This window comes from Pseudoalteromonas luteoviolacea (assembly GCF_021654285.1).
GTDB lineage: Bacteria > Pseudomonadota > Gammaproteobacteria > Enterobacterales > Alteromonadaceae > Pseudoalteromonas > Pseudoalteromonas luteoviolacea_J.
Map to the genome: position 1 here is coordinate 177514 of NZ_JAKFZS010000004.1, position 23291 is coordinate 200804.

Genomic DNA, 23291 nt, shown 5'->3' on the forward strand with positions numbered 1-23291 from the left:
TGTTGCTCCTTGTTTGATGAGAACATTCAAAGTTCAATAACACAGCTAGAAACGCATGAAAAAACGGCTTGTAAAGCCGTTTTTGGGTCAAAAAACAAGGATAAAGATAAGGCGGTTTTAACTCAAGCAGGCAGAGCCTCCGGTACATGCAAAGTTAGACTTGCAAGCAGAGCGAGTCTCTATGACGGGCATGCCACCAGCAACGTTGGGTGTTAAGTTGCTATCGACGATTTGTGTATGAATAAGGTTTTTAATTTTACTTTTCTTCATTTTCAACTTCATGATTAATTTCCTTTATTTAACTGGATGTAAGGTTCACCTTTTATTGGCAACTCTTAACCTAGCAAATACTGACAAGGAAAAACTTTAGGTTAGCTTTTGATTACCTTTGGATTGTCTGTTGAATTTTGTATTTCCCTTAACGTTACCTCTGATGCAAACAGCCATCACGGTTGTTGAGTGAGGATTTTCATTTCAGTGGTTGGTGAATGGCTTTGGCTGTTAATCGCTGAATTATCAATATGTTGCTATCTTTGTTCAAAAGCACAGAGTGAGGCGCTTAATGAATTGAGACGACCCTGAGCTCAAAGGTCGCCAACAGTACTGAATTTGTGGCCGCAAATTCAGGCATTCTGATTAACCTGGGAAACACGCCTGTGGGTGAGTGCATGCCCAGATTGAGCGACATGGTTCGCGCGTCTCTACTTGTTTCATACCACCAGCAACGTGCGGCGTTGCTTCTAGTCCTAAAGCAGGCTTGCTAGAAAGGTTCTTAATTTTACTTTTTTTGATTGTTAATTTCATTGTTATCTCCTTAACTGTACTGAATTGTACCTTTTTAAAATTAGTCAATCTCGAATGCAAATTCAATGCAAATACATGAACTGTTACATTCATATTTGTCGATGAACAACGTTGTGATGGTTGGCCTTAGTTGATGTTTTATGAGGGTTAACTGATGTTTTTATGGCATGGTTTAATTATTTGTTTTATATGCTTTGTTTCTCGTTGAAAAACCAATAAGCTTTTAGACGTGTTGGCAAGAGTTGATGGCATCGTAAATGTTACAAATTATTGCCAATTTATGTAAATTGGCGTTTTTCATCTGACTGGCACAAAATTTCGCACATGGTACAATCGCCCGTCGAATTTTTTGGTAGTTGTACTGCCTATACATTAAGAGTGAATAGTATGAGTGAATCATTTGCAGCGATAGGCTTGGTGAACCCTAAGTCGCCAACCAATGTTGGTGGTGTGTTACGTGCTGCTGGGTGCTATGGCGCACAGGCGGTGTATTTTAACGGTAACCGCTACGCAAAAGCTGCAAAATATCACACAGACACAAAAAATGTAGCTGAGAATATCCCAATTCAACAAGTCGATGACCTAGTGAGCTTAAAAGTTTCAGGGCGTGCTTTGGTGTGCGTTGAACTGGTAGAAGGTGCGACGCCATTACCGCATTTTGCTCATCCTGAGAACGCGCTGTATGTGTTTGGTCCTGAGGATGGCAGTTTGCCACAAGATATTGTCGATGCTGCTGATGCGGTTGTATACGTGCCGACAACTGGATGCATGAATTTGGCTGCCACCGTGAATGTACTTTTATACGATCGTATGGCTAAGCGTGCGACTAATTTTGATGCGGCGCAGATTTTAACAAGCCGAGATACTAATAATCGCTTAATCGTTGGGTAGAGCACCCAGAGGGTGATGACATTCGGATGAGAGAAAGCCGCGATTAAACGCGGCTTTTGTGTTTTACATCAAGTCAAAGCGGTCTAAGCGCATCACTTTGACCCAGACTTTAATAAAGTCATCGGCAAACTTTTGCTTAGCATCATTGGATGCATACACTTCTGCTATGGCTCTGAGCTCTGAATTTGAGCCAAAAATCAGGTCAACCGCGCTTGCTTGCCACTGCTGTTTTCCTGTCTTTCGGTCATAACCCAAGTACATACCCGGCTGTGTGTCTGACTTTTTCCACTGCGTGCGCATATCGAGCAAGTTGACAAAAAAAGCATTATCTAAGCTACCTGGCGTATGCGTCAGTACGCCAGTGTTTGAGTTATCCGTATTTGTTTCCAGCACACGCATACCGCCAAGTAGCACCGTCATCTCAGGAACCGATAGCCCAAGCATGTTTGCTTTATCTACCAACATTTTTGTTGGCGACATAAAGGCAGAGTCATGGTAATAGTTTCTAAACGCGTCGGCTTTAGGCTCTAAAAAGCTGAATGATTTAACGTCGGTTTGTGCCTGAGAGGCATCGGTGCGTCCTGGGCTAAACGGCACTGTTTTTGGCATATTTGCATTTCTAAGTGCGCCTTCAATACCAGTTTTACCAGCAAGTACAATGACATCGGCCAGAGATACTTGGCGTTTTGAGCGTTGGTTAAATTGCGCTTTAACTTGCTCAAGCTGTGCGAGCACTTGTTTGAGCTGGCGTGGATTATTGACCGTCCAGTTATTTTGTGGAGAGAGTCGGATCCGCGCGCCATTTACGCCGCCTCGCATATCGGTAACACGATGACTGGATGCGGCTGCCCATGCAGTTTCAATTAAATCAGCGTTACTGAGACCTGTGCGCTTAATTGCAATTTGTAGTGTTTTGATGTCACTTTGCGTGATTTTTTTGCCGTTATGTTCAGGAATAAAGTCTTGCCATGTCAGTACTTCGCTTGGTATTTCATTGCCAAGGTAACGTGCTCTTGGACCCATATCTCTGTGCGTGAGCTTAAACCAAGCCTTGGCAAATGCCAGTTCGTACTCTTTAGGATCTGCACGGAACCGCTCTACAATTTTACGAAACGCAGGGTCTTCTTTTAGGGCAAGATCAGTGGTAAACATAATCGGGGCACTGCGTTTCCCTTTGATATGTGCATCAGGCACTAAATTGGCGGCAGCTGGATTATCTGGGATCCATTGTATTGCGCCAGCTGGGCTTTTGGTTTGCACCCAATTAAAATTCATGAGATTGTCTAAGTAGTTTGTTGACCAACGAGTTGGTGTGACTGTCCACGCACCTTCTAAGCCACTGGTGCTGGTATCTGCGCCTTTGCCAGTGCCGCATTTGTTTTTCCAGCCAAAGCCCTGTTGCTCAGTTGGCGCAGCGGCAGGCTCCTTACCAACACAGTTTCCAGGTTTATTAGCACCATGGGCTTTTCCGAAGGTGTGGCCACCTGCGATGAGCGCTACGATTTCTTCGTCATTCATTGCCATACGGCCAAACGAAAGGCGAATGTCGTCGGCTGCCAATAAGGGATCTGGCTTGCCATGTGGACCTTCTGGATTGACATAGATAAGGCCCATTTCAACCGCCGCCAGTGGGCCTTTGAGTTTGCCTTTTTTATCACGTCGTTTGTCGGCTAAAAATGTGGTTTCTGGACCCCAATAGACGAGATCAGTTTCCCAGTCATCGCTTCTACCTCCGGCAAAACCGAAGGTTTTAAAGCCCATAGACTCTAATGACACATTGCCAGCCAATACCATTAAGTCAGCCCAAGATAGCTGCTTGCCATATTTTTGCTTAACAGGCCACAATAAGCGTCTGGCTTTATCTAAATTGGCATTATCAGGCCAACTGTTGAGCGGGTTAAAGCGCTGCTGACCGCCAGCAGCACCGCCTCTACCGTCGTGCACGCGGTAGACGCCTGCGCTGTGCCATGCCATACGGATCATCAGTGGCCCGTAGTGTCCCCAATCTGCCGGCCACCAGTCTTGAGAGTCAGTGAGGGTCTTTTCAATGTCGGCTTTAACTTGTGCTAAATCGAGTTTTACAAACTCGGCTCTGTAGTCAAAGTCTTTACCATAGGGATTTGAGTTTATGTCATGCTGCCTAAGCGGGCTGAGATCCAATTGTTCTGGCCACCAGAACTGGTTGGTTTTAATTTGGGTTGCACTGGGCGCTGCAATCACAGCACTAGACAGTGCCATTGCGATGCCCGAGGCTAACGTCATCAGTTGAGTACGCATAATTTACTCCAATAGGGTTACATTAATCAGCTCAATGCTGTCTGAGTGGTGACCTTTTAGAGCCTAAATAGACGGGTATTAAATGAAAAATTGAATAATTTAATGATAATTATCAGTTTTTTAGAATGTATAAAAAAAACACATCAAAAAATGTGTATAACATTGAATTTATTATCTTTATTCACAATTAAACTAAACGCAGAGTAAAGTGTGGCGAAAATACGAACAGTTGTGCGGGTGCACTTACCGTGCAATTGATTAAAATAGAAAAAACAATCAATAAAAAAGAACGTTTGAATGGTCTCTATAAAACAAATCATCTATGCACTTGCGGTAGAAAAAACACTGCACTTTAAAAAGGCGGCGGATGCATGTCATGTGTCTCAATCGACCTTAAGTACGGCGATACATGAACTTGAAAAACAGTTGGGGACGGTGATTTTTGAGCGCAATAATAAGCATGTATTTGTGACTGAGCAAGGCAAGGTTTTACTGGATAAGGCGCGCAAAATTAAACTGGAAGTCGATGAGTTTATGATGCTTTCACAAGTAGATAAGTCGCCGCTTTGCAGACCGATGAAAATAGGTGTGATCCCGACCATTGGCCCATTTTTACTGCCTAAAGTTTTGCCGGATGTACGTCAGCAATACCCTGATTTTAAGTTAAAGATCATAGAAGAGCAGTCTCATGTCTTAACCGATATGCTGCGCCAAGGCGAATTAGATGCCGCTATTTTAGCTTTGCCATATCAAATTGATGGGCTGATGGCGTTTAACTTCTGGAAAGAGGATTTTTACTGGGTTAGTCACAAAGATGAGAGCGGGGCGGGGCTGCAAGAGATCACCAGCGACCAATTTGATATTGCCAAACTGATGTTACTTAAAGACGGCCACTGCTTAAAAGAGCACGCCTTGAGTGCATGTAACTTGCCGCAAGAGCAAAAAGACACAACCTTTGATAGTACAAGCTTACACACGCTGATCCAGATGGTTGCTGGAAAAATGGGTACCACCTTAGTGCCGCAAATGGCACTTGATCAACTGATAAAAGGCGAGTCTGAGCTGGTGGCGTTACACCTCAATGAGCCGGGTCCGCACCGCACTATCGCACTGGTTGTTCGGCCTAATTACGTGCGCACGAATGATATTACCCTATTGCAAAAGTTGTTTGAGCAGGCGCTCGATAAACATTGCGCAATGAGTTATTGCAGTATTTAACTGGCCCAAGGCTGTTGCACCATAAACTGTTTTAGCATGTCTGAAAATGCCTTCACTTTCGGTGACGGGTATTTGCGGGAAGTTGTCACCAAATATACCGGACGTTCAACACCAGACCATTGTGGCAGGACTGTTTTTAGTGCGCCACTTTGCAAACAACTTGATGCTTCACTCAATGGTAGCAATGCGATGCATCGGCCACTTTTTACCATGGCTTTAAGTAGTGCTATGTCATTGCAAAAATGTGTTGGTGTGACGGTTACCTTATAGTCCCCTTGCTTCGGATGAGAGAGGGTAAGGTTATTGACCTGCTGCGAAATGGCAAAAGTATGTTCAGATAATTCAGTCACACAGTTAATATCTGGGTATTCAGGTGCAGCAACCAGTTTACTCTCTATGGTGCCAAGGCGTTTTTGCACTAAGCTAGAGCTTGGTAAATGACCAACACGAATTGCGCAATCAGCGCCTTGCTCTGCAATATCTTGGATATGATTACTGGTCTGGATATCGAGTTGTAGATCAGGATAAGTGCACATAAACTCTGGCCAAAAATCTGCCAGCGAAGTTGTGGCCAAGTTACTCGGAGCCAAAACTTTTAGTCGCCCGCTGATCAACTGAGATTGTGATTTGAACTCTGTAAGCTGAGTTTGAATCGTCTGTAAATCCACTGCATATTGCCGATATAACTGCTCTCCCGCCTGTGTGACATGTATGCCTCGTGCATGTCTGTTTAGCAGTGGCTGTCCGATGTGCGCTTCGAGCGCGCAAAGCCTACGGGAAACGGTCGCGACAGTGGTATTTAATTGTTTGGCTGCACGGCTTAAGCTGCCACAATCGACAATGATAGAGAAAAGGTAGAGGTCATTTAATAGCATTACATATATGTAAAGTTAGTTCGCATTTGTTTATATAGTTTACGTATATGATGCTAGTTATGATAGCTGTTCTTTATTGATACAATTTAAAAAGGATACCCTATGAGCTATTACATTGTTGCCAAGTTAATGGCAAATCACGGCAATATGTCAGAAATTACGGCTGAACTGAATATTTTGAGAGCGCACACAATCAACGAACCCGGCTGTATCTATTTTGAAATCTATCATGCTCATGACGAGCCGGGAGTGTTTTATTTGTGGGAAGCGTGGCACTGTGAAGCAGATTTAAAGCGTCATTATGATGCGCCTCATACTCAAGCCTATTTTGCTAAACAGCATACGCGTATTCTTTCTTGCCAGCCTATCAGCAAGCTCAGTGCTTAAATTATGTCTTTTTTGCGGGTTATCGTTACGCTTTAATGCTTTCTGTAACCCTCAGCTACATCAAAGTATTGAAAAATAACATTCAATAACAACTCGCACTGACCGTGAGCAATATACTTCCCACAACGCCACTTTGAGGAGAGTATTGTGAAATTAATAACTGGATTGGTTTTATCTGTTGCGGTATCTGTTTTAGCTGGGTGCAACAATGACGACACCTACACTGCTGATGTGAGTGCAATTAACTTGGTGAACAGTGAAATGGATGTGTATTGGGAGTTTGAAAAAGGCCATGAAGAAATGTCTTTATCAGATGGAAATGGTTTGTTGTTCGGCGCTAAATCAGACGAAAAGTTACTTGTTCAAGACGACTCAGATGGCAATGTGTTTTCATTTTATGCCGTAGAGGGTAACTCCAAAGAAGTGGCAATTGCATCGACGCGTTTTAGATTTTCAGAGCACGGTGATTATGTTGTTTACAGCTATGGTCGATTAGATAATGATTCAGCGCAGGCTGCACAGCTAGATGCAGTAAAAATTGACGATGCAGAAGTGGCTAAAAGTAAATATCGAGTGATTGTTATCCATACCTATGTCGCAGATATGGGCAAGGTGGATGTGTATATGGGAGACAAAAAATTAGCTGAAAACTTGGAGTATGGTGATGCGACAGAGTTTGTTGACCTATCAACGGATCTAAATGAGCTGATTGTGGTTAAAGCAGGTCAGGGCGCAAACACAGATACACCCATTGCAAAGGTGACTTTATCGGCAGAAGCGGGCGACATTCATTTAGCGTATATTACAACTACTTCTGAAAATGAAGGCAATATCAAATCGTTCAAAGTCGCGCCTAAAGCGCAGTAGCGAATGGTACTTGTCGATTGTTGAGGTTATTTAAAAGCGGCATTGTGCTGCTTTTTGTATTTTAAACAGTATGTTAAGTTAATTGACTTGACGTATTATGGCCTATCCCTATAGTTTTCATTCTTTTTAAAAGAATGAAAGCCTCTACTTTTACAAATTTTATTTCTCTAATTAGATAGTAAACTTGTTAGCAAGTCGGGCAGAGATGCCAGTAAAACAAATTTACAGCTTTGGAGAACATCATGAATTTACTCAATATCGTATCAAAGAACGACCATCTATCGAATGCCGCAAACTTACTCGGTCGAGTTGGTTTATCTATCATCTTTATTTTGGCAGGGATGAATAAAATCCAATACTTTGAGGGCAACGCTCAGTATCTCGCCTCTGGTGGTTTACCTGAGTTTTTACTACCGTTAGTGATTGCGTTTGAGCTGGTTGGCGGATTATTCATCTTAGCGGGGGCGTTAACCCAGTTAACCGCATTGGCTTTTGCCGGATTCTGTGTAGTGAGTGCTTTGGTGTTTCACAATAACCTTGCGGATCAAATGCAGTTTTTTATGTTCTTTAAAAACATCGCCATGGCAGGCGGCTTTTTAGCCTTAGCCTCTACTGGCGCAGGTCGCTTTAGTGTCGACCACAAGTTGGCTAAGTCAGCATAAATGGCGGTGGCCCAAATTTGGGCCAAACTTTGAACTGCTATGTCAGCAGTTGCAGATACATATTTAAGCATAGGTTAGGAGCAAAAAAATGGGTTTATTGGTTAACGGACATTGGCAAGACAAGTGGTACGATACTAAATCAAGTAATGGTGAATTTAAACGAGAGGCTGCGCAATTACGAAATTGGGTTACCCCTGACGGTGAGGTTGGCCCAAGTGGAGAAGCAGGTTTTAAGGCAGAAAAAGGCCGTTATCACTTGTTTGTATCACTCGCTTGTCCTTGGGCGCACCGCACATTGATATTTAGAAAGCTTAAAGGGTTAGAGGAGTACATTGATGTATCTGTGGTGAGCCCTGACATGTTAGAAAAGGGTTGGACGTTCGATAAAGCAACCGGCAGTACAGGCGATGCATTATTTGACAGCAACTTTATGCATCAAATCTACACCAAAAATAAAGCAGATTACAGTGGTAGAGTGACAGTGCCGGTATTGTGGGACAAACAAGCTCAGCGGATCGTGAGTAATGAGTCATCTGAGATCATTCGCATGTTTAACACTGCATTTGATACGCTTACAGGCAATACATTAGATTTTTATCCAAGTGCTCTACAGACTCAAATCGATGACATCAATGAATTTGTTTATGACTCGATAAATAACGGAGTATATCGCACAGGATTTGCCTCCAGCCAAGATGCTTATAATCAAGCGTATGACAAACTATTTGATGCGCTAGATAAAGTAGAAAATATTTTAAGCGAAAATAGGTACTTAGTTGGCGATACATTAACAGAAGCCGACTGGCGTTTATTTACCACCTTGATAAGATTTGATGCGGTGTATGTTGGTCACTTTAAGTGTAATAAGCGTACAATTGAAAGCTACCCAAATTTATCTAATTACGTCAGAGAATTATATCAATACCCAGGCGTCGCTGAGACAGTTGATTTTTATCACATTAAACGTCATTACTACTTCAGCCATACAATGATCAATCCAACGCAAGTTGTGCCCAATGGACCGGATATTGATTACGCCCGCCCACATAATCGTGGCTGATAATTAAGTTAAGTACGACAAGAGCCAGAGATGGCTCTTTTTATTTTTACAAAGCAACTTTCCGATATGTTTAGAGTGCATATACTTTGTCTATGTGATGCGTAAAATCATGTGGTGCTTTGAGCGTTTTAATTAATGAAATATAGCGACTATTTGGCGGTTAATCTCCCGCAAATTTTAATGTGCTTTTTGAAATAGTGATATTTAACGTTTTCTCGTTTAAGCATGAAATAATTAATAAATTGTATTTGTTTTTTAACATTGGAGGTGTAAATATAAAATTTCAAAAAAGGAGATTTTATGAAATATTCAGTTGGTTTTATGATTTTATTGTCATCGGCAACAAGTTTGGCATCAAATATTCATGTTTATGATAGTGGGTATCAGTCGAGCTATTTTTGTTTAACAAATCAGTTATTCAATGGGGTGCCCAAGTATTGTGGTGCGACAGGCACTTATACTCATAAACATATCCCAGTCGCGGTGGAAAAAAACAATAATCACTTTGAGGTGTTTTCTAATAACGAAAATGGCAACTTAGTCACTTATGTAGTGAAAAACTACAATCAAAAAGTAAAAGTGCATACTGAGAGCAATTGGAATGATCCACATACCAATGCGATAGTCGATATTGATAAAAACGGTTATGTTTATGTGCAACTGTCTTCGCGTGGGCTTGGGCACAAATATCGAAGCGGGCACCTTTACAAATCAACAACCCCTTATGGCACTCAGTTTCAAAAGCTTAAAGGCTTGCCCAATCACGGTGACTTTAATCAGTCATACCCACAGTTACACTTAGACAATGCTTTAAACCGTCTTGCGGTATTCACCCGTTATGAATATGCAGGGCAAAAGTCTGTACGGACACTGTGGTTTGATAATAATGGTCATGAATTTAAATTAGCCGAAGGCGGTCATTATGCGGTCAGTGATACTAATGATGATGGGGCAATTTATGTAGCATATAACTATCACCCCAATTACAACCTAGATCGCCGCTCAAACATTCATGTGATTAAGTCTCATACTTTCAACCCAAACACTTGGTACAACATTAAAGGCGAAAGGCTCACCTTGCCACTTGCTGAAAACGACTCCCGGACTTTGGTTTACGACTCAGAAGCCAATGGGACATATATTTATGTGAAAGACATTGTTGCTGAAGAAGCAGGGACGGGGGGCGGTGTGCATGTTTTATTTACCGAAAGCACGTCTTTTGACCCGACTAAAGGGTCACGTTATGTGAAAGAGTTAGATATTCAATCTGCAAACAAAGTGGCAGTAAATACCATCACTGCGACCAATCATAATTACTCTGGCGCAACATACTTAACCAACCATTTTGGTTGGACGGTACACAGCATTTTAGTTAACGGTAATAATCACCAGCCATATTTTGGCGGTGATATACAGCTATATCAACGAGTGAATGGTCATTGGCAATATAAAAATACCTATGCTGATGGCGGCAATTATACTTACATCAGAAAAGTAAGGGGTTCAGGTCACAAAGCGGTTGCTTCAAAAGGCGTAGGAGAAATAGACAACGGAAATACGCAAATACGTATTGAGGTCAAATAGCTCAGATGTGAGTTAAGACGATATAGTTAATAAGGCGTATTGTATTAAGTGCGGTTTTTAAGGCACCTTGTAGGTGCCTTTTTTATATCCAGCATCAAAGCTTTTTTGCGTCATTTCACAGTATATGGTGTAACTATTTAAATGTACGAAGCTTGTTTAAGCTTTGCAGATAAGAGCGATTTCTCTTTCTGTGAATAAATCAATTAAAGGGTAGAAACCATTATTACTTCCCCAAAGAGCGGCTTCAGCGGTGATCAATCCTAAATTCTGAGCATATAAGTTGTGTTCTCTTACTTGAGCCACTGTAAGTCTTGGGCCCATGGTACACCTTTTACCTATATTTAACATTGCTCTCTCAATATATTCGTCTAACGTGACTACAGAGCTTGCGTCGCTGTTGGCAGCTACCGAAGATGCGAGTGTTGACAGTATAGTAAGTAGTAATAGTGATGCTAACTTCATATTTTATTCCTTTCGATTTTATGGTCTACCAACAGAGCAGATTAATGTTACACGATTTTCAAAGGGGTTAATGACTGGATAGTAGCCAGTTGCTTTACCCCAATTTGCAGCTCGTGTGGTTATGAGCCCATTTTGTAATGCATAATCAATGTACATTCGCCAGTTAAGTGGGCCGTGAATGTTGCCCATGCATCGTCCAGGTGCTTGGCTATCAGCGTAGGCTTTTTGTTGATAGGTGCTTAAGTCCATGGCTGCAAAAGACTCAAATGAGAATAAAGAAAGCGCACTTACAATTGTAAATACTTTAATATTCATAATAATGTCCTTTTTATAATTAAATTTAAGGTTTGGTTTATAAAGAAAGCGATATATGTAATGTCGTGTAACTTATAAGTTAGGTGTTTTAGGGGGTCCATTTACATACCAGAGTTACCTTGTAACTGAAAGGATCGATAATTGGATAGTATGTATTGGCTTTTGCCCAATTTGCGGCTCGCTCAGTTATGATGTTTCGATTGAGTGCGTAATTAATTCGAATTAAAACATCGTGATAAGTTAACGGAATACCGCCTATACATCCTCGATGAGGAAGCCCTTGGTGATACTCTGCATATCTCTTGTACTGTCCCAAATCCATCGCAGCATCGGAATTAAACGAAATCAGTGAAAGAGTAGATATTAGACTTACAGCAGCAAGTATTTTTATAGACATCATAATTTCCTTATAAATAGCATTGATTATCTTTGCGTGTATTTGAAGCGGCTATGTTAGGTCACCTTTGCAGACAGCAGCGACTTGATTCGAAAACATGTCAACAATAGGGTAATAGCCATATGCTTTACCCCAATAGGAAGCCCGCTCCGTGATTAAACCTTGGCCAAGCGCCCAGTCAATACGCAGTTTGACTTGGTTATATGAGATAGGACTATATACACAGCGTCCTGGTATTTTGGCATCTTGTAATGCTCTGAATTCATACTGTTGCATATTTAAGGCGGCAAAGGAGTCAAAGGAGGCTATAGTCAAAAAACCAGTAAAAGCGACTGTTAACTTACGCATTATTATTTCCTTATTACTTGTTGAGTTAAGATGAAAAAATTAGCTACGACCAGCGGAGCAAACTGCTGAAATTTCGCCAGTAAATATATCTATCACTGGGTAGAAACCAAATGTATTTCCCCATTCTGCAGCCCTAGCTGTAATGAGTCTGTTTTCATATGCCCAGTAATTGCGAGCGGTATAATTGTAGACAGGCGTCTGATATATACAGCGACCTTGCATTTGAGCATCAATGCTTGCACGATGCTGAAAAGTCCAAATATCCATGGCAGCGTTCGCACTAAATGAACATGCAGAACTAACCATAGTGGTAATAAACAATAGTCTTTTCATATATAGCCTTTTATATAAGTGCTTCAGGAGCACCTATCCCCCTTTACAAATAGCGGTTATTTGATGTGAAAACATATCTATAACAGGGTAATACGCGTAGGCTTTTCCCCAGTACGATGCTCTTTCTGTTATCAGGCCTTGGTTATAAGCCCAATTTATACGAACTTTTACGTCTGAATATGACACCGGAATAGATGTACAGCGATTTCTTACTTGGCTGTCCAATCGAGCACGCTCTTCATAGTCCTCTATGGTGAACACATTATTTGCTTGATAAGAAGATGATGCGAGTGCGCTAACTAATGCGATTGCATTGATCAACATACTTATTTCCTTTGTGAGTGAGTTTATTGATGATGTCTAATTGTGAACACATGTATCGCATATAACCTTGTCTGTTTTATTGGCAAAAAATCGTCACAAAAGGTAAGTCGCGGGTTTGCAACGCCCGCCATTTTTGATTTACCAATTTATATGCGGACTTTGTATGTAATGCGCTAGTTGATAGAGGTAAAGGTATAAGGTCTGACTCTGCATGAAAGTACGACTTCCCAGCTAGATGTCTCAAAAAAATATCCTAGATATGGGTAGTACCCCTGTGATTTTGCCCAATCCGCAACAGGCTGTGTAATTTTCCCCATGTCAATGAGTTCATTAAGATACTCCGAAAAACTCATATTGTATCTAGGGTGGTAGCAGATGATGTAATCAGGGTTTGCCTGGTCAAATTGCTCGCTCATTTGAATGAACTCACTTAAAGTGACAGCAGAATATGCACTGGAAGATATCAGCATAAAAACACTTGATAAAATGATTGATTTAATCTGAGTGTCAATTAGGCTTTTTAGCGCTTTGCCTTTAAATTTCATGTCGATTCCTTGATTAAATAATATGGCTGATAACGAATTTATTTTGTAAACCCTTTTAAAAAAGTAAGCTTTATAGCTTTTTGTCATGTATTTGACCTAGTTCAATCGCTTTTACTCTGATGAAAGAAGCCCTGTTTATTTTTACTTACTTATATTTTACGATTTATGTTTTAACATTGTTTGAATATGTGATCAATAAGTAATCAAGTGTAAATTTTGCGTTTTTAAAATAACCTTCTAAATTAGCGGTTTATAATTTAATTAATTTTTTATTTGGAAAATCAGGCTATGTCATGGGGTTTGCGAGGATTGTAGGCTTATTACCATTAGACGATAGTTTTATTTTATTTATTAATGCGAGGTTTTTATTGTTTATAATAATTGATTGTTGTTTTTATATTTATAAATGAAGGGTATGGTGAGAGTATACTCTCACCATACATGTTTATTACGAAGTAACTACATCGCTTGCAATAGCATCGCTACTCCAATACCTGCACCTGTACCAATAATTACGCCCATTAGCGCCATTAAAATTGCAACCGGAACCAGTGTTTGGCTGTAGGCCGCAGCAAGAACAGGTGAGGATGCCACACCCCCAATGTTAGCTAAAGATGCAATCCCGCAGGTGAAGAGATCAAGTTTGAATATTTTTGCTATCACTGTGAGGATCACACCATGGATCAGCAGAATAACGAATCCAGCTAAAATGTATGCAGGCGCTTGAGTAAGCTCTGCAAAATCAGCATTTGCTGCGATCAGGCCAACCAAGGTATAAAGCAATACATTGGACAGCTGAGGTGAACCAGGTAATTTACCTAGCGGCGTCATTGCGCAAATAACGCCAACAATAGTCACTATCATAATGCTCCACGTTGTGCTCGTCAGCACAGCATTATGAGGTAAAAGGCCAGAAATGTAGATGGCCAGCGCAGATAAGCCAAAAGCACTGCCTAGTAATAACATCATGTCTGGAAATGTCGTTTCTTTTCTGATTTTGTCATTGGAAAGCGTGAGCTTTTTTTGCAGCTCGTCAAGTGTACTGGTGTCTGCTTTTGTCCATGCATTAAACTTGTGAGCAAAAGGGACTAAGGCCAGTAAGAACATGATCCACATCGCATAATCAATAGAGTCTATGAGCAGTGTATACCCCATACCCGCATCATTTAGACCAAGCGATTGTTGCACGGCGACCATATTCTGTGTACCGCCAATCCAACTGCCAGCTAGCGCACCAAAAGTCAGTGCTGCATTATCATTTAAGTAACTTTGGAACAGGGCGAATGAGACGATGAAGCCCAGCACAATACTTAAGGTGGCAGCAAAAAAAGTGCCTAGTAATTTAGGGCCTAGTTTTACAATATCCCTTAAATCAGCCCTGAGTAACATCAAAAATATCATAGCAGGTAAGATAGCAGTCTTAACTTCGCCTCGTGCCTGTTTAACAGAGTCTGTCATTTCCCAGACGCCTAATGTTGACATGACCATAGCTGAAAAGTAGATAATAATGACCGCGGGGACATACTTAAAAAAAGGTCCATTTTTATATTTGTCTTCTCCCCAAATTACGATGCTGGAGACAAACATTAAGAATGCGATAAACGCAAAACCATCTTGGATCATACTTTCCTCATTTTCTAATTATTATAAATTGCTCGCTATGCTAGCGGAATTTACCGAAAAAAACGACGCTAAATTTTAAATTTAGTTACAATTTTGTACTTTATAAGTTATCAAAAGTAACTGATAAATATGCTATTTTGCAGATGTCGTTGGTGAGTCGGGTCACTGTCGGGCATTAGTCGAGGTATTTTCTAGACCGTCATGTCATAGTTTCAATCATTCTTCATACATTAAATACTCAAGGAAACAAGATGATACTAAAGCAACTTCGATTAAGCCGAGGTTTATCTCAAGAGCAGCTAGCTCATATGTCGGGGCTAAATGTGCGGACTATTCAGCGAATTGAGGCTGGTGCTAACGCGAGTTTAGAGTCAAAAAAGTGCTTAGCCAGTGCCCTTGATGTCAGCATACAGACGTTAGAACTTGAGGAATTGGCGATGACGAATAGCATGCAAAATTGGCGCGCGCTACCCATTGTACTTAAAGTCTGGTTTGTATTTAACTTTTTACAGGTAAGGCCTAAGCGCTGCACAGCGAACAGAGTTGTTTATTTAAGTCATACAACTGGCTTTTTATTTTGCGGGGTAGGTTTAGTTCATGAGGCTGCATTAGTGGGTGGCTTGATGCTTTTAGGCACCGCTTATCTGTTTTCATTCCTTAAGTGGCAAGGTGATAAATATGACATTTGGCGCAACTAACAGCGATTTTATCTCTTAAGAAAAAGCAGTGTAATGTAGAGTAAAGAAGGCATTAATCACTGCGCATCTAGTTTAGATGCGCAGTGATTAATGACTAAAATGTATTGAAAAATTGCAACTGTGACGGATGTTTAAGGGCTTTTGGTCTAAGCGTTTGTACTTGCTGTAGGATGTCAGCGTGATCGTAACCAAGGCGTTTCATTAAAAGGCCAATCACGAGCCCAGTTCTACCAGAACCCCCTTTGCAATGTACTGCCACTGTACCTTTACTTTCAAGGATAGAAAAAACTTCTTCGATGTGGTTATTAAATGCATTAACAAAATCTTGATTAGGTTCATCATCATCAGGTAGTGGGAATTGCAACCATTTTACATCTTGCTCTTTGCACACTTGCGCTAAGCTCTGTGCATTATTTTTATGAAGCTCTCCGTCATACATCAGTGTAATAATTGCATCTGTTCCAGCGGCTTTAAGTTGAGCAACAGATTCGGTAACGGCGACATCTTTTGTACCTGGGCAAGGGGTGAAAATAAAGGTAGCACCACTATCCAGTGACAGCTTATCAAAAGGGTGAGTTTGCATAATTGCCTCTTAGTGTGTTTGTGGGTCAAACCAATGTTTGGTTTTATTGACGATTGTGACTAAAGACAACATCACAGGTACTTCTACCAGAACACCAACCACGGTAGCAAGTGCGGCACCTGAATGTAATCCAAATAATGATATGGCAACGGCCACTGCTAGCTCAAAAAAGTTTGATGTGCCAATAAGGCAAGCGGGAGCAGCGATGTTGTGCTTAAGCTTCAGTTTGAGTGCAGCGAAATAAGCAATGAAAAATATGCCATACGTTTGCAAGATCAAAGGAATTGCAATTAAAACAATATTCATTGGCTTAGAGATGATGGTATTGGCTTGAAAACCAAATAGAAGCACAACGGTTGCCAACAGACCTACTACAGAAAAAGGTTTTAATTTTGCCAGTAAGGTTTCTATGGCCGCCTCATTTTTTCCTGAAGCATTGAGTTTTTTGCGGGTATATATACCTGCCATTAAGGGGAGTAAAACGTATAACACCACAGATATAAATAACGTATCCCACGGAACATGAATATCTGATACGCCAAGTAGCAACCCAGCTATTGGCGCAAATGCAAAGATCATGATCACATCGTTTACAGACACCTGCACCAACGTATAATTTGCATCGCCTTTAGTCAGCTGAGACCAAACAAAAACCATGGCGGTACATGGGGCAACACCCAGCAGGATCATACCTGCAATATATTCTTGCGCTGTTTCTGGACTGACAAAATCTGCGAAGAGTCCTTCAAAAAATAACCAGCCTAATGCAGCCATGGTAAATGGTTTGACTAACCAATTTATGATGATAGTCAGGACGAGGCCCTGCGGGTTTTTACCGACTTCTTTGATGGTTGAGAAATCTATTTGTACCATCATGGGATAAATCATTATCCAGATAAAAATTGCGACCACAAGATTGACATTGGCATAAGTCAGGGTGGCAATGAATTCAAATAAAGGCGGATATACCATACCAAACCCAACACCGATGGCAATGCTGGCAGCAACCCAAACTGATAAATAACGCTCAAAAATACCCATAAAATAGCGCCTTATTTACACAAGTTTGCAAAACGAGTAGGGCGATCCCCCATGGTATTGAGCCTATTTAACTCTTGCTCGATAAAACTTGGTTCATTGATGACTGAAGAGGTGATAATGTGCTTCATCCATTCAGGCAATGTCGGGTTAAGCGAGTAAAAAACCCACTGATGGTATTTTCTATCAGATAAGATCCCAATTTTACGCAGCTGTGCGAGGTGACGAGATACTTTCGGCTGGCTTGACTCATCCAGTGCCGTCATTAGCTCACACACGCAAGCCTCTTTTTCTACTGCAATAATCAGCAAGGTTTTTAGACGTGTTTCATCAGCCAATGCTTTGTAAAATGCCGTTGGTTGGATTGTTGCAGGCTTTTGTGTCGTACTTTCAATCAACAGGGATTGTATTTTTTCATTGATTTCTTGCAGTGTTTTTTCAAAAGGGTTATCACATTGGCGAGATTTAGGCTCGGCAATATCCCAAGCAAGGCAGTTTACGCCATTGACCCGGCCTTCACATTCTTTTGTTGCGTTAGCACATAGGGTTATCACATAGTCGAAGTGCATCGCGGCGAATTCATCTATATGTTGTGATACTAACCCTTGGCTATTTAAGCCAAAATGATCAATGGCTTTAATCGTGCGAGGATCTGCGCCACTCGGGCTAGTGCCAGCACTGTACACATCGTACTGGCCTTTACTATGATGTTTAAGAAGCACTTCAGCCATAAGAGAACGTGCTGAGTTCTCGGTGCATAAAAATAAAACTTTCATATAAGCACACTCAAAGTTAGTACATAACGAATTTGTTATATACTAACTTTGTTATGTAATAGTCGCAAGGTCTTTGAATTAGAATTTATAGTAATCAATTGAAGTGTTAGATGACAATGTTGTGACTACTTTTCTTAGGAAGCCATTACTACGTTATTGAGAGTTTTTTCGAGTGGAAAACAGGGTTATATTATTTTATTTTTTTGTTGATGATATAGGCTATAATTAAAACTATAAATAATATTGATGTTTAAAGTAATTGCTTTTTTAATGCTTATATTTCCATTTTTATCTAATGCTACTGTCAGTTTAATTGGTCGGTTTATATCTTATAAAATAGAATTCGAGATTGTAAGGTTTTCTACTTTCGTCTATGGAGAAATTATTTTCCGAGGCTTTTGGTTTAAACCATAAAGCGATTATGCAGCTACAATGCTGTCGATAATGTTAACTGCGAAAGCAACAGGTGACCAAATTTACGCTCAGGGTCGTCCAGTTGCCGATAACCCGTAGGTTGGCAATATGGTTCTAACTGTCAGGTGATGAGTGTAATAGTAAAGTATAATTAATATAAGTATTGTTATAGTGTATTTAAAGGAGCTGGATTTTTAATTCAGTCTAGCTCCATTACTTTAGACGCTCTTTTTGCAAAAAGTACTATTTTAATTTAAATTAGCCACTAAATTTAAAATAATCACTGTATGCTCTCAAGAATATACAAGTAATTGCTAGTTGATAAACTTGAAGTCATCGAACGACATCACCAGCTCTTGGTCAGAAGTATCTATACCATGACCATAAATACCGGCTTTGAAGCTATGCCTTCCATTTGCTGCGCGAGTCGGTAATTGGTGAAATAGTTGTCCATTTTTAGAAAAGTGTGTCCAAGTTCCACCTTCTGGTTTTATTGCGGCAGAAAACTCCCCATTGTTTTCACTCCAAAGTACGTGAGAATAAGCAACATACCAGCGCCCGATTTCAATCGGGATGATGGTATCAGCAGACCAAGAAGCAATACTGTTTCCTTTATCATTGCATATCCCTGAGTAGTGAGTTTTATTGCTCGGTTTTGCGCAATGTACTTTATGTTGTAACGATATGGAAGGCTGCTCATTTGCTTTTGGGTATCTGGCAATAACAAAGCTCATCATGGGTGCGACAGGAAAAGCGGCATTAGATGGCGGACCATATTGCATTAAGGTGGAGTAGCAAATAGATCGAGAGTTGGGAGCTTTCATCCTACAGCCTTTATTCCAAATTTTGTCTACTTTAAAACGGAAGGTAATTTGTGTGCGTTGACCATCAATATTGAGGTAATCTGGATGCGTATCATACTGTTCTGGAGAATAGAATAACTCTGCTCTATGGCAATTTATACCGTAATTTAGACACTTTGATTCTTCAGCATGATGGCTATATATTTTTGCATACCAGTTGTTGGAAGCGGCGTCATATTCTCTCGTTACTAGCCCACCATAATTGTATATTGTGTTTGGATTGTAACCTGTTTCATAATCTTGTACCTTCCAAGGGCTATGCTGTATATTCGGTGATCTTACTTTGTCAAAAGGTAAGTCAAATCCACCATTTTTAAATGGAGTCTCGGACGCATAGCTCGACAGTGTTATTGTTGAGGCAGTAGCGGCCATCATAATCATTTTTTTCATATTCTAAATTCCTGTTTATAACTGGTTATCCATTGGTGATTAAGTTTTAATCGTAACAGCTGCTTGTAACGAGTCAATGGATAAATATGATTATCTTTATACCAAACTTAGGCGTTATTGTTACTTTAATTAGGGAAAAGTTTTATTAAGCTGAATAAACAGTATATTTACAACCATGAACGAATATCTATTTATCTCTTGTGGGAAGTCGTCATTAGAGCTACCAGATTATTTAAAACTATAATTTTAAAAGGGGTCTTTTAAGCAGGTTGTATATGAAGCATTTTTGCATTGAAAATGGCCTTTTTTCCTAAATAGTTGAACTTCTGACCTTTTGCGTGTTCAGATCAAAAAACAATAGCGCAGCCTAAGCCATCATGACAAAGAAAATTAAGAACTGGTCTGCCTATAACCGAGCGTTGATACAGCGTGGCAATATTGCTATTTGGCTCAGTGACGACGCTATTCACCAATGGCAAACCGCAGAAAAACACGGTGGGCGTGGCCGTTCAAATAAATATACTGACTTTGCAATTGAAACTTGCCTGACACTTCGGTCTGTCTTTAATTTGCCACTTCGAGCACTTGAAGGGTTCGTTAATTCACTCCTCAATTTAATGGATGCACCTATTCATTCCCCTGGTTACAGCTGTTTGTGCAAGCGAGGAAAGACACTAGATGTTCAATATCGAACCAAGCCAACCTCGCAGGGATTTATTGATATTGTTGTCGATAGCACCGGCCTAAAAGTTTATGGTAATGGCGAATGGCATACTCGAAAACACCGAGCCAGCAAGCGTCGAACTTGGCGTAAATTGCATTTAGCTATAGATGCTGCCAGTCATGACATTGTCAGTGCAGAGCTATCAATGGTGAATGTATCGGATGGTGAAGTTTTAGGTGATTTACTGCGGTCACTACGCCGAAATGTTGACAGAGTAACCGGTGATGGTGCTTATGATACGCGTGATTGCTATGATGAAATTGCGGCCAAAGGTGCCGTAGCTCGTATTCCCCCAAGGGAAAATGCCCAATATTGGGAGAAAGGCCATCCGAGAAACAGCGCCATAATATTAATGCATCAATTTGGTTTAAAACACTGGAAGGAAAAGTCTGGCTATCATGAGCGTTCGCTGGCTGAAACAGGCGTTTATCGTTTTAAACAGCTTACGGCTGACAAATTAACAAGCCGCACCTTCAACAGTCAACACACAAAAGTAATGATTAAAGCCAAGGTGATCAACTCGATGAACAAGGCTAGGTATGCTTGAATTCGGGGGTAAAAATGACAAGGCCGTTTTTGATGGATATTTTTGTTGATATGTTTTTTTTGGTGTTGGTTTTAGCTATTGAAAATAGGAGAGAGAAGCCAAGCAGTTTTACTTTTATTCATAGCTTTTTAGATGGTACAACTATTTTTAAAAGTTAGGTTTATTTCTTAATTACTATAACGTCAGTGCTTTTATACAAAGCTCCCCATAGCTATTCATTGCATGGGCTATAAAAGTTCAGTTTTAGTGAGAATATGTCAAAGATGCGAATAATTTGTTATATAGCTAATATTTATTGGTGTCATGCAGCTATGGAATTTTGAGTTATGTGGGTATTCTTAATAGGCCAGTTTAATGAAACATGAAATAAAAATTTTTGAGGCTATAGTCGAATTTATTTTAGGGTTCTCACTATTAATAAGTTTTATTTAGCTGATGAGCTATCTAGCTTTATAGAATTGAGAGAAGTACTTGGTTTCTGGGGGGGAGTCGTCTTTGTATTCAGTCCTTTTATAACTGCCCCTTTAGCTTATATTTTTTGGAAGCATAGAGTATCTAAAAGATATAACTTTTACTTTGCAGCTACTTGTATACAGGCATCGTTAGGCGTGTTTGTAATATGGGTATTAACTAATAGCCAAGTATGAATTTGGCATTCGTTTGGACCTGCTTTTAACGGTAGCTGCATTTATGATATTGGTCATATGTTATCTAATTGTCTTTACTGTATGAAATGACGTTGAGCAAACAATAAAGCAATTTGAAGAAGTAATTTACAAGGGCGTAGTATGTTAGAGAAACTTTTCCAAAGTTATTGTGTTAGAGCCGGTGTGAGTACGAAAATCTTTGGTATAAAAGTGATGCTTAAACGTTTGCTCTATTTTAAGAGTCCGCTGGTTGCAAAGCAGGATATGGCTTTTCTTGATTTGGTGCTTAGGTTTCCTGATGAACATAAAGGTTTCAGTGAGGGAGCGCAGGGTCACAGAAAGTGGTGGTTAGGTGCAAAGCCTTTGCCACCGTGTCGGTATGTCACAACCAAACCAAAATATGACGACTTATGTAGTTTCTTATTTGTAATGGGCGCACATCACTTAGATATTTTTGAGGCGTATATCCACTCTTCTTTCTCAAAAGATGTGCAGCGTTTATTTGTAGGTACTTCGAGTACAGAATATTCACCAAAAAACAGTGACGTTGATCCAATGGATTATTCTTTGGTGACAGAGGTTTTATCTAAAGGATGGTATCCGAGGTTAAAAGTACTGTGGTTAGGGTCCACTGAATTGCTTTTTAATGGCACTTGGTCCAATGGCTCAGTGGGAGATGTGACAAAGCTTCTGAAGAAAATGCCGAACTTGTCTAACTTAGAAATATCTGGATTTTTTAAGTTAAATGAACCAATAGAGCTAAACCACCTCACATGTTTAGATATTGAGGTTTTGCACGACCTTAAACGTAAGGCCTGCCTCGAGCCAAGCCTTGACTCTGTGCAGAATTTACTGAGTTCAAATTTCCCAAAGCTGAAAGAAGCGCAATATTTTTTACAATGTGATGGTGATTTGTCACGAAATCCGGGCTACGTATTTCCAGACGTATTTTTGGACAAATGCTCGCACCCCTCACTTCGTAAGTTATCATTGACAGGCTTATTTCAAAAAGGAGAAATAAAAAAGTTACAGCAAAGCCGCTTAGGTCAAAATCTTGAGACATTCTACCATGACGCCTTAGAAGCTTATATTTTAATGGTTCACATTGAGCGAGGGCGTGGTTTAACCTTTATAAAAGCAACAGCTTATACCCATACGGAACATGTTAATTTCACTGCGCAGGAGGTGTATGAATATCAAGTTGATCACATCGCAGGAGTCTGTCAAATAGAGCCAGTGTACCAAAGCGTTGTCAGCCTATTAAAAGCGTATGAGTTGTTTCCTGCACTTATTGTTGTCCGCGATGACACGTTTTTACTTGATAACAATGGTGACACACTTGGAAGCGGTATTTTTAACCAGTTATCACATAGGGATAATGCCCCTAATGTTTTAGAAATAATGAATACCATTGGAAAAGCAGAGCGCTCAAAAGTAAAAACGCATCAGTTAGGCTGCAAACAATGGTTATATACGAAGACCTCTGGGTATGAAGATGAATATGGGGACTTTGTATTTGATAAATGGTTGGAAAGTGGGGTCCTTGATACGATGCTGCAAGGGCAGCAATTTCAAGCCGATTTCCATTAAACTAAACTTATGGGTGATTACTGTTAAATATGGTTATTCATTTATCGGA

26 protein-coding genes are annotated in these 23291 nt (G+C 40.3%); 10 read left to right on the forward strand and 16 right to left on the reverse strand.

Going from position 1 to position 23291, the window contains the following annotated elements; translation table 11 throughout:
• Positions 1 to 117: 117 nt before the first annotated feature.
• Both L1077_RS04860 and L1077_RS04865 read right to left on the reverse strand, forming a co-directional pair.
• The gene (locus L1077_RS04860; RefSeq protein WP_155731824.1) at positions 118 to 282 is read right to left on the reverse strand and encodes a hypothetical protein; all 165 of its coding nucleotides are present in this window, start codon (positions 280 to 282) and stop codon (positions 118 to 120) included.
• Positions 283 to 636: 354 nt separating this feature from the next.
• A complete protein-coding gene (locus tag L1077_RS04865) occupies positions 637 to 804 on the reverse strand; it encodes a hypothetical protein (RefSeq protein WP_237135826.1) in 168 nt (55 codons plus the stop codon).
• A 387-nt stretch (positions 805 to 1191) separates the two neighbouring features.
• Between L1077_RS04865 and L1077_RS04870 the strand changes: the two genes are divergently transcribed.
• A complete protein-coding gene (locus L1077_RS04870) occupies positions 1192 to 1695 on the forward strand; it encodes an RNA methyltransferase (protein ID WP_237135827.1) in 504 nt (167 codons plus the stop codon).
• 63 nt (positions 1696 to 1758) lie between these two features.
• On the opposite strand, the gene katG is transcribed toward L1077_RS04870, so the two are convergent.
• Positions 1759 to 3972, reverse strand: coding sequence for a catalase/peroxidase HPI (gene katG / locus L1077_RS04875; protein ID WP_237135828.1), 2214 nt, complete (start codon positions 3970 to 3972; stop codon positions 1759 to 1761).
• Between the two features lie 297 nt (positions 3973 to 4269).
• On the opposite strand from katG, the gene L1077_RS04880 reads away from it, so the two are divergent.
• Positions 4270 to 5190, forward strand: coding sequence for a hydrogen peroxide-inducible genes activator (locus tag L1077_RS04880; protein ID WP_063362392.1), 921 nt, complete (start codon positions 4270 to 4272; stop codon positions 5188 to 5190).
• On the opposite strand, the gene L1077_RS04885 is transcribed toward L1077_RS04880, so the two are convergent.
• A complete protein-coding gene (locus L1077_RS04885) occupies positions 5187 to 6065 on the reverse strand; it encodes a LysR family transcriptional regulator (protein ID WP_237135829.1) in 879 nt (292 codons plus the stop codon). The genes L1077_RS04880 and L1077_RS04885 overlap by 4 nt on opposite strands.
• Before the next feature lie 102 nt (positions 6066 to 6167).
• Here L1077_RS04885 and L1077_RS04890 point away from each other — a divergent pair, with 102 nt between their 5' ends.
• The 5 genes from L1077_RS04890 (at position 6168) to L1077_RS04910 (ending at position 10625) form a co-directional block, all read left to right on the forward strand.
• Positions 6168 to 6452 carry a putative quinol monooxygenase gene (locus tag L1077_RS04890; protein ID WP_237135830.1) on the forward strand — a complete coding sequence of 95 codons (285 nt, stop codon included), beginning with the start codon at positions 6168 to 6170 and terminating at the stop codon, positions 6450 to 6452.
• Positions 6453 to 6599: 147 nt separating this feature from the next.
• A complete protein-coding gene (locus L1077_RS04895; protein ID WP_237135831.1) occupies positions 6600 to 7319 on the forward strand; it encodes a DUF4397 domain-containing protein in 720 nt (239 codons plus the stop codon).
• Between the two features lie 242 nt (positions 7320 to 7561).
• Positions 7562 to 7981: a DoxX family protein gene (locus L1077_RS04900; RefSeq protein ID WP_237135832.1), complete on the forward strand. Its 420-nt coding sequence runs from the start codon at positions 7562 to 7564 to the stop codon at positions 7979 to 7981.
• A gap of 88 nt (positions 7982 to 8069) precedes the next feature.
• Positions 8070 to 9041, forward strand: a complete 972-nt coding sequence (locus tag L1077_RS04905; protein WP_237135833.1) for a glutathione S-transferase family protein — start codon at positions 8070 to 8072, stop codon at positions 9039 to 9041.
• Between the two features lie 300 nt (positions 9042 to 9341).
• Positions 9342 to 10625: a hypothetical protein gene (locus L1077_RS04910; RefSeq protein WP_237135834.1), complete on the forward strand. Its 1284-nt coding sequence runs from the start codon at positions 9342 to 9344 to the stop codon at positions 10623 to 10625.
• Between the two features lie 156 nt (positions 10626 to 10781).
• Here the strand turns inward: L1077_RS04910 and L1077_RS04915 are convergent, their stop codons facing one another.
• From L1077_RS04915 to L1077_RS04950, 8 genes are all read right to left on the reverse strand, one after another.
• A complete protein-coding gene (locus tag L1077_RS04915; RefSeq protein ID WP_237135835.1) occupies positions 10782 to 11087 on the reverse strand; it encodes a hypothetical protein in 306 nt (101 codons plus the stop codon).
• An 18-nt stretch (positions 11088 to 11105) separates the two neighbouring features.
• Entirely contained in the window at positions 11106 to 11402 is a 297-nt protein-coding gene (locus L1077_RS04920; protein WP_063362384.1) for a hypothetical protein, read from the reverse strand.
• 88 nt (positions 11403 to 11490) lie between these two features.
• Positions 11491 to 11799 carry a hypothetical protein gene (locus L1077_RS04925; RefSeq protein WP_063362383.1) on the reverse strand — a complete coding sequence of 103 codons (309 nt, stop codon included), beginning with the start codon at positions 11797 to 11799 and terminating at the stop codon, positions 11491 to 11493.
• A 51-nt stretch (positions 11800 to 11850) separates the two neighbouring features.
• Positions 11851 to 12147, reverse strand: a complete 297-nt coding sequence (locus L1077_RS04930; protein ID WP_237135836.1) for a hypothetical protein — start codon at positions 12145 to 12147, stop codon at positions 11851 to 11853.
• 39 nt (positions 12148 to 12186) lie between these two features.
• On the reverse strand, positions 12187 to 12480 hold the full coding sequence (locus L1077_RS04935; RefSeq protein WP_237135837.1) for a hypothetical protein: 294 nt from the start codon (positions 12478 to 12480) through the stop codon (positions 12187 to 12189).
• Between the two features lie 33 nt (positions 12481 to 12513).
• A complete protein-coding gene (locus L1077_RS04940) occupies positions 12514 to 12804 on the reverse strand; it encodes a hypothetical protein (RefSeq protein WP_237135838.1) in 291 nt (96 codons plus the stop codon).
• A 173-nt stretch (positions 12805 to 12977) separates the two neighbouring features.
• The gene (locus tag L1077_RS04945) at positions 12978 to 13349 is read right to left on the reverse strand and encodes a hypothetical protein (protein WP_237135839.1); all 372 of its coding nucleotides are present in this window, start codon (positions 13347 to 13349) and stop codon (positions 12978 to 12980) included.
• A gap of 459 nt (positions 13350 to 13808) precedes the next feature.
• Entirely contained in the window at positions 13809 to 14972 is a 1164-nt protein-coding gene (locus tag L1077_RS04950; RefSeq protein WP_237135840.1) for a DUF819 family protein, read from the reverse strand.
• Between the two features lie 251 nt (positions 14973 to 15223).
• Here L1077_RS04950 and L1077_RS04955 point away from each other — a divergent pair, with 251 nt between their 5' ends.
• The gene (locus L1077_RS04955) at positions 15224 to 15670 is read left to right on the forward strand and encodes a helix-turn-helix domain-containing protein (protein ID WP_237135841.1); all 447 of its coding nucleotides are present in this window, start codon (positions 15224 to 15226) and stop codon (positions 15668 to 15670) included.
• Positions 15671 to 15764: 94 nt separating this feature from the next.
• Here the strand turns inward: L1077_RS04955 and L1077_RS04960 are convergent, their stop codons facing one another.
• From L1077_RS04960 to L1077_RS04975, 4 genes are all read right to left on the reverse strand, one after another.
• On the reverse strand, positions 15765 to 16253 hold the full coding sequence (locus tag L1077_RS04960; RefSeq protein ID WP_237135842.1) for a phosphatase domain-containing protein: 489 nt from the start codon (positions 16251 to 16253) through the stop codon (positions 15765 to 15767).
• Between the two features lie 9 nt (positions 16254 to 16262).
• Positions 16263 to 17294 carry an ACR3 family arsenite efflux transporter gene (arsB, locus tag L1077_RS04965; protein ID WP_237135843.1) on the reverse strand — a complete coding sequence of 344 codons (1032 nt, stop codon included), beginning with the start codon at positions 17292 to 17294 and terminating at the stop codon, positions 16263 to 16265.
• Positions 17295 to 17305: 11 nt separating this feature from the next.
• Positions 17306 to 18067: a metalloregulator ArsR/SmtB family transcription factor gene (locus L1077_RS04970; RefSeq protein WP_237135844.1), complete on the reverse strand. Its 762-nt coding sequence runs from the start codon at positions 18065 to 18067 to the stop codon at positions 17306 to 17308.
• A 728-nt stretch (positions 18068 to 18795) separates the two neighbouring features.
• Positions 18796 to 19734, reverse strand: a complete 939-nt coding sequence (locus tag L1077_RS04975; protein ID WP_237135845.1) for a hypothetical protein — start codon at positions 19732 to 19734, stop codon at positions 18796 to 18798.
• Positions 19735 to 20111: 377 nt separating this feature from the next.
• On the opposite strand from L1077_RS04975, the gene L1077_RS04980 reads away from it, so the two are divergent.
• Positions 20112 to 21005, forward strand: coding sequence for an IS5 family transposase (locus L1077_RS04980; RefSeq protein ID WP_237135846.1), 894 nt, complete (start codon positions 20112 to 20114; stop codon positions 21003 to 21005).
• A gap of 830 nt (positions 21006 to 21835) precedes the next feature.
• Positions 21836 to 23242, forward strand: coding sequence for a hypothetical protein (locus L1077_RS04985; RefSeq protein ID WP_237135847.1), 1407 nt, complete (start codon positions 21836 to 21838; stop codon positions 23240 to 23242).
• Positions 23243 to 23291: the final 49 nt, after the last annotated feature.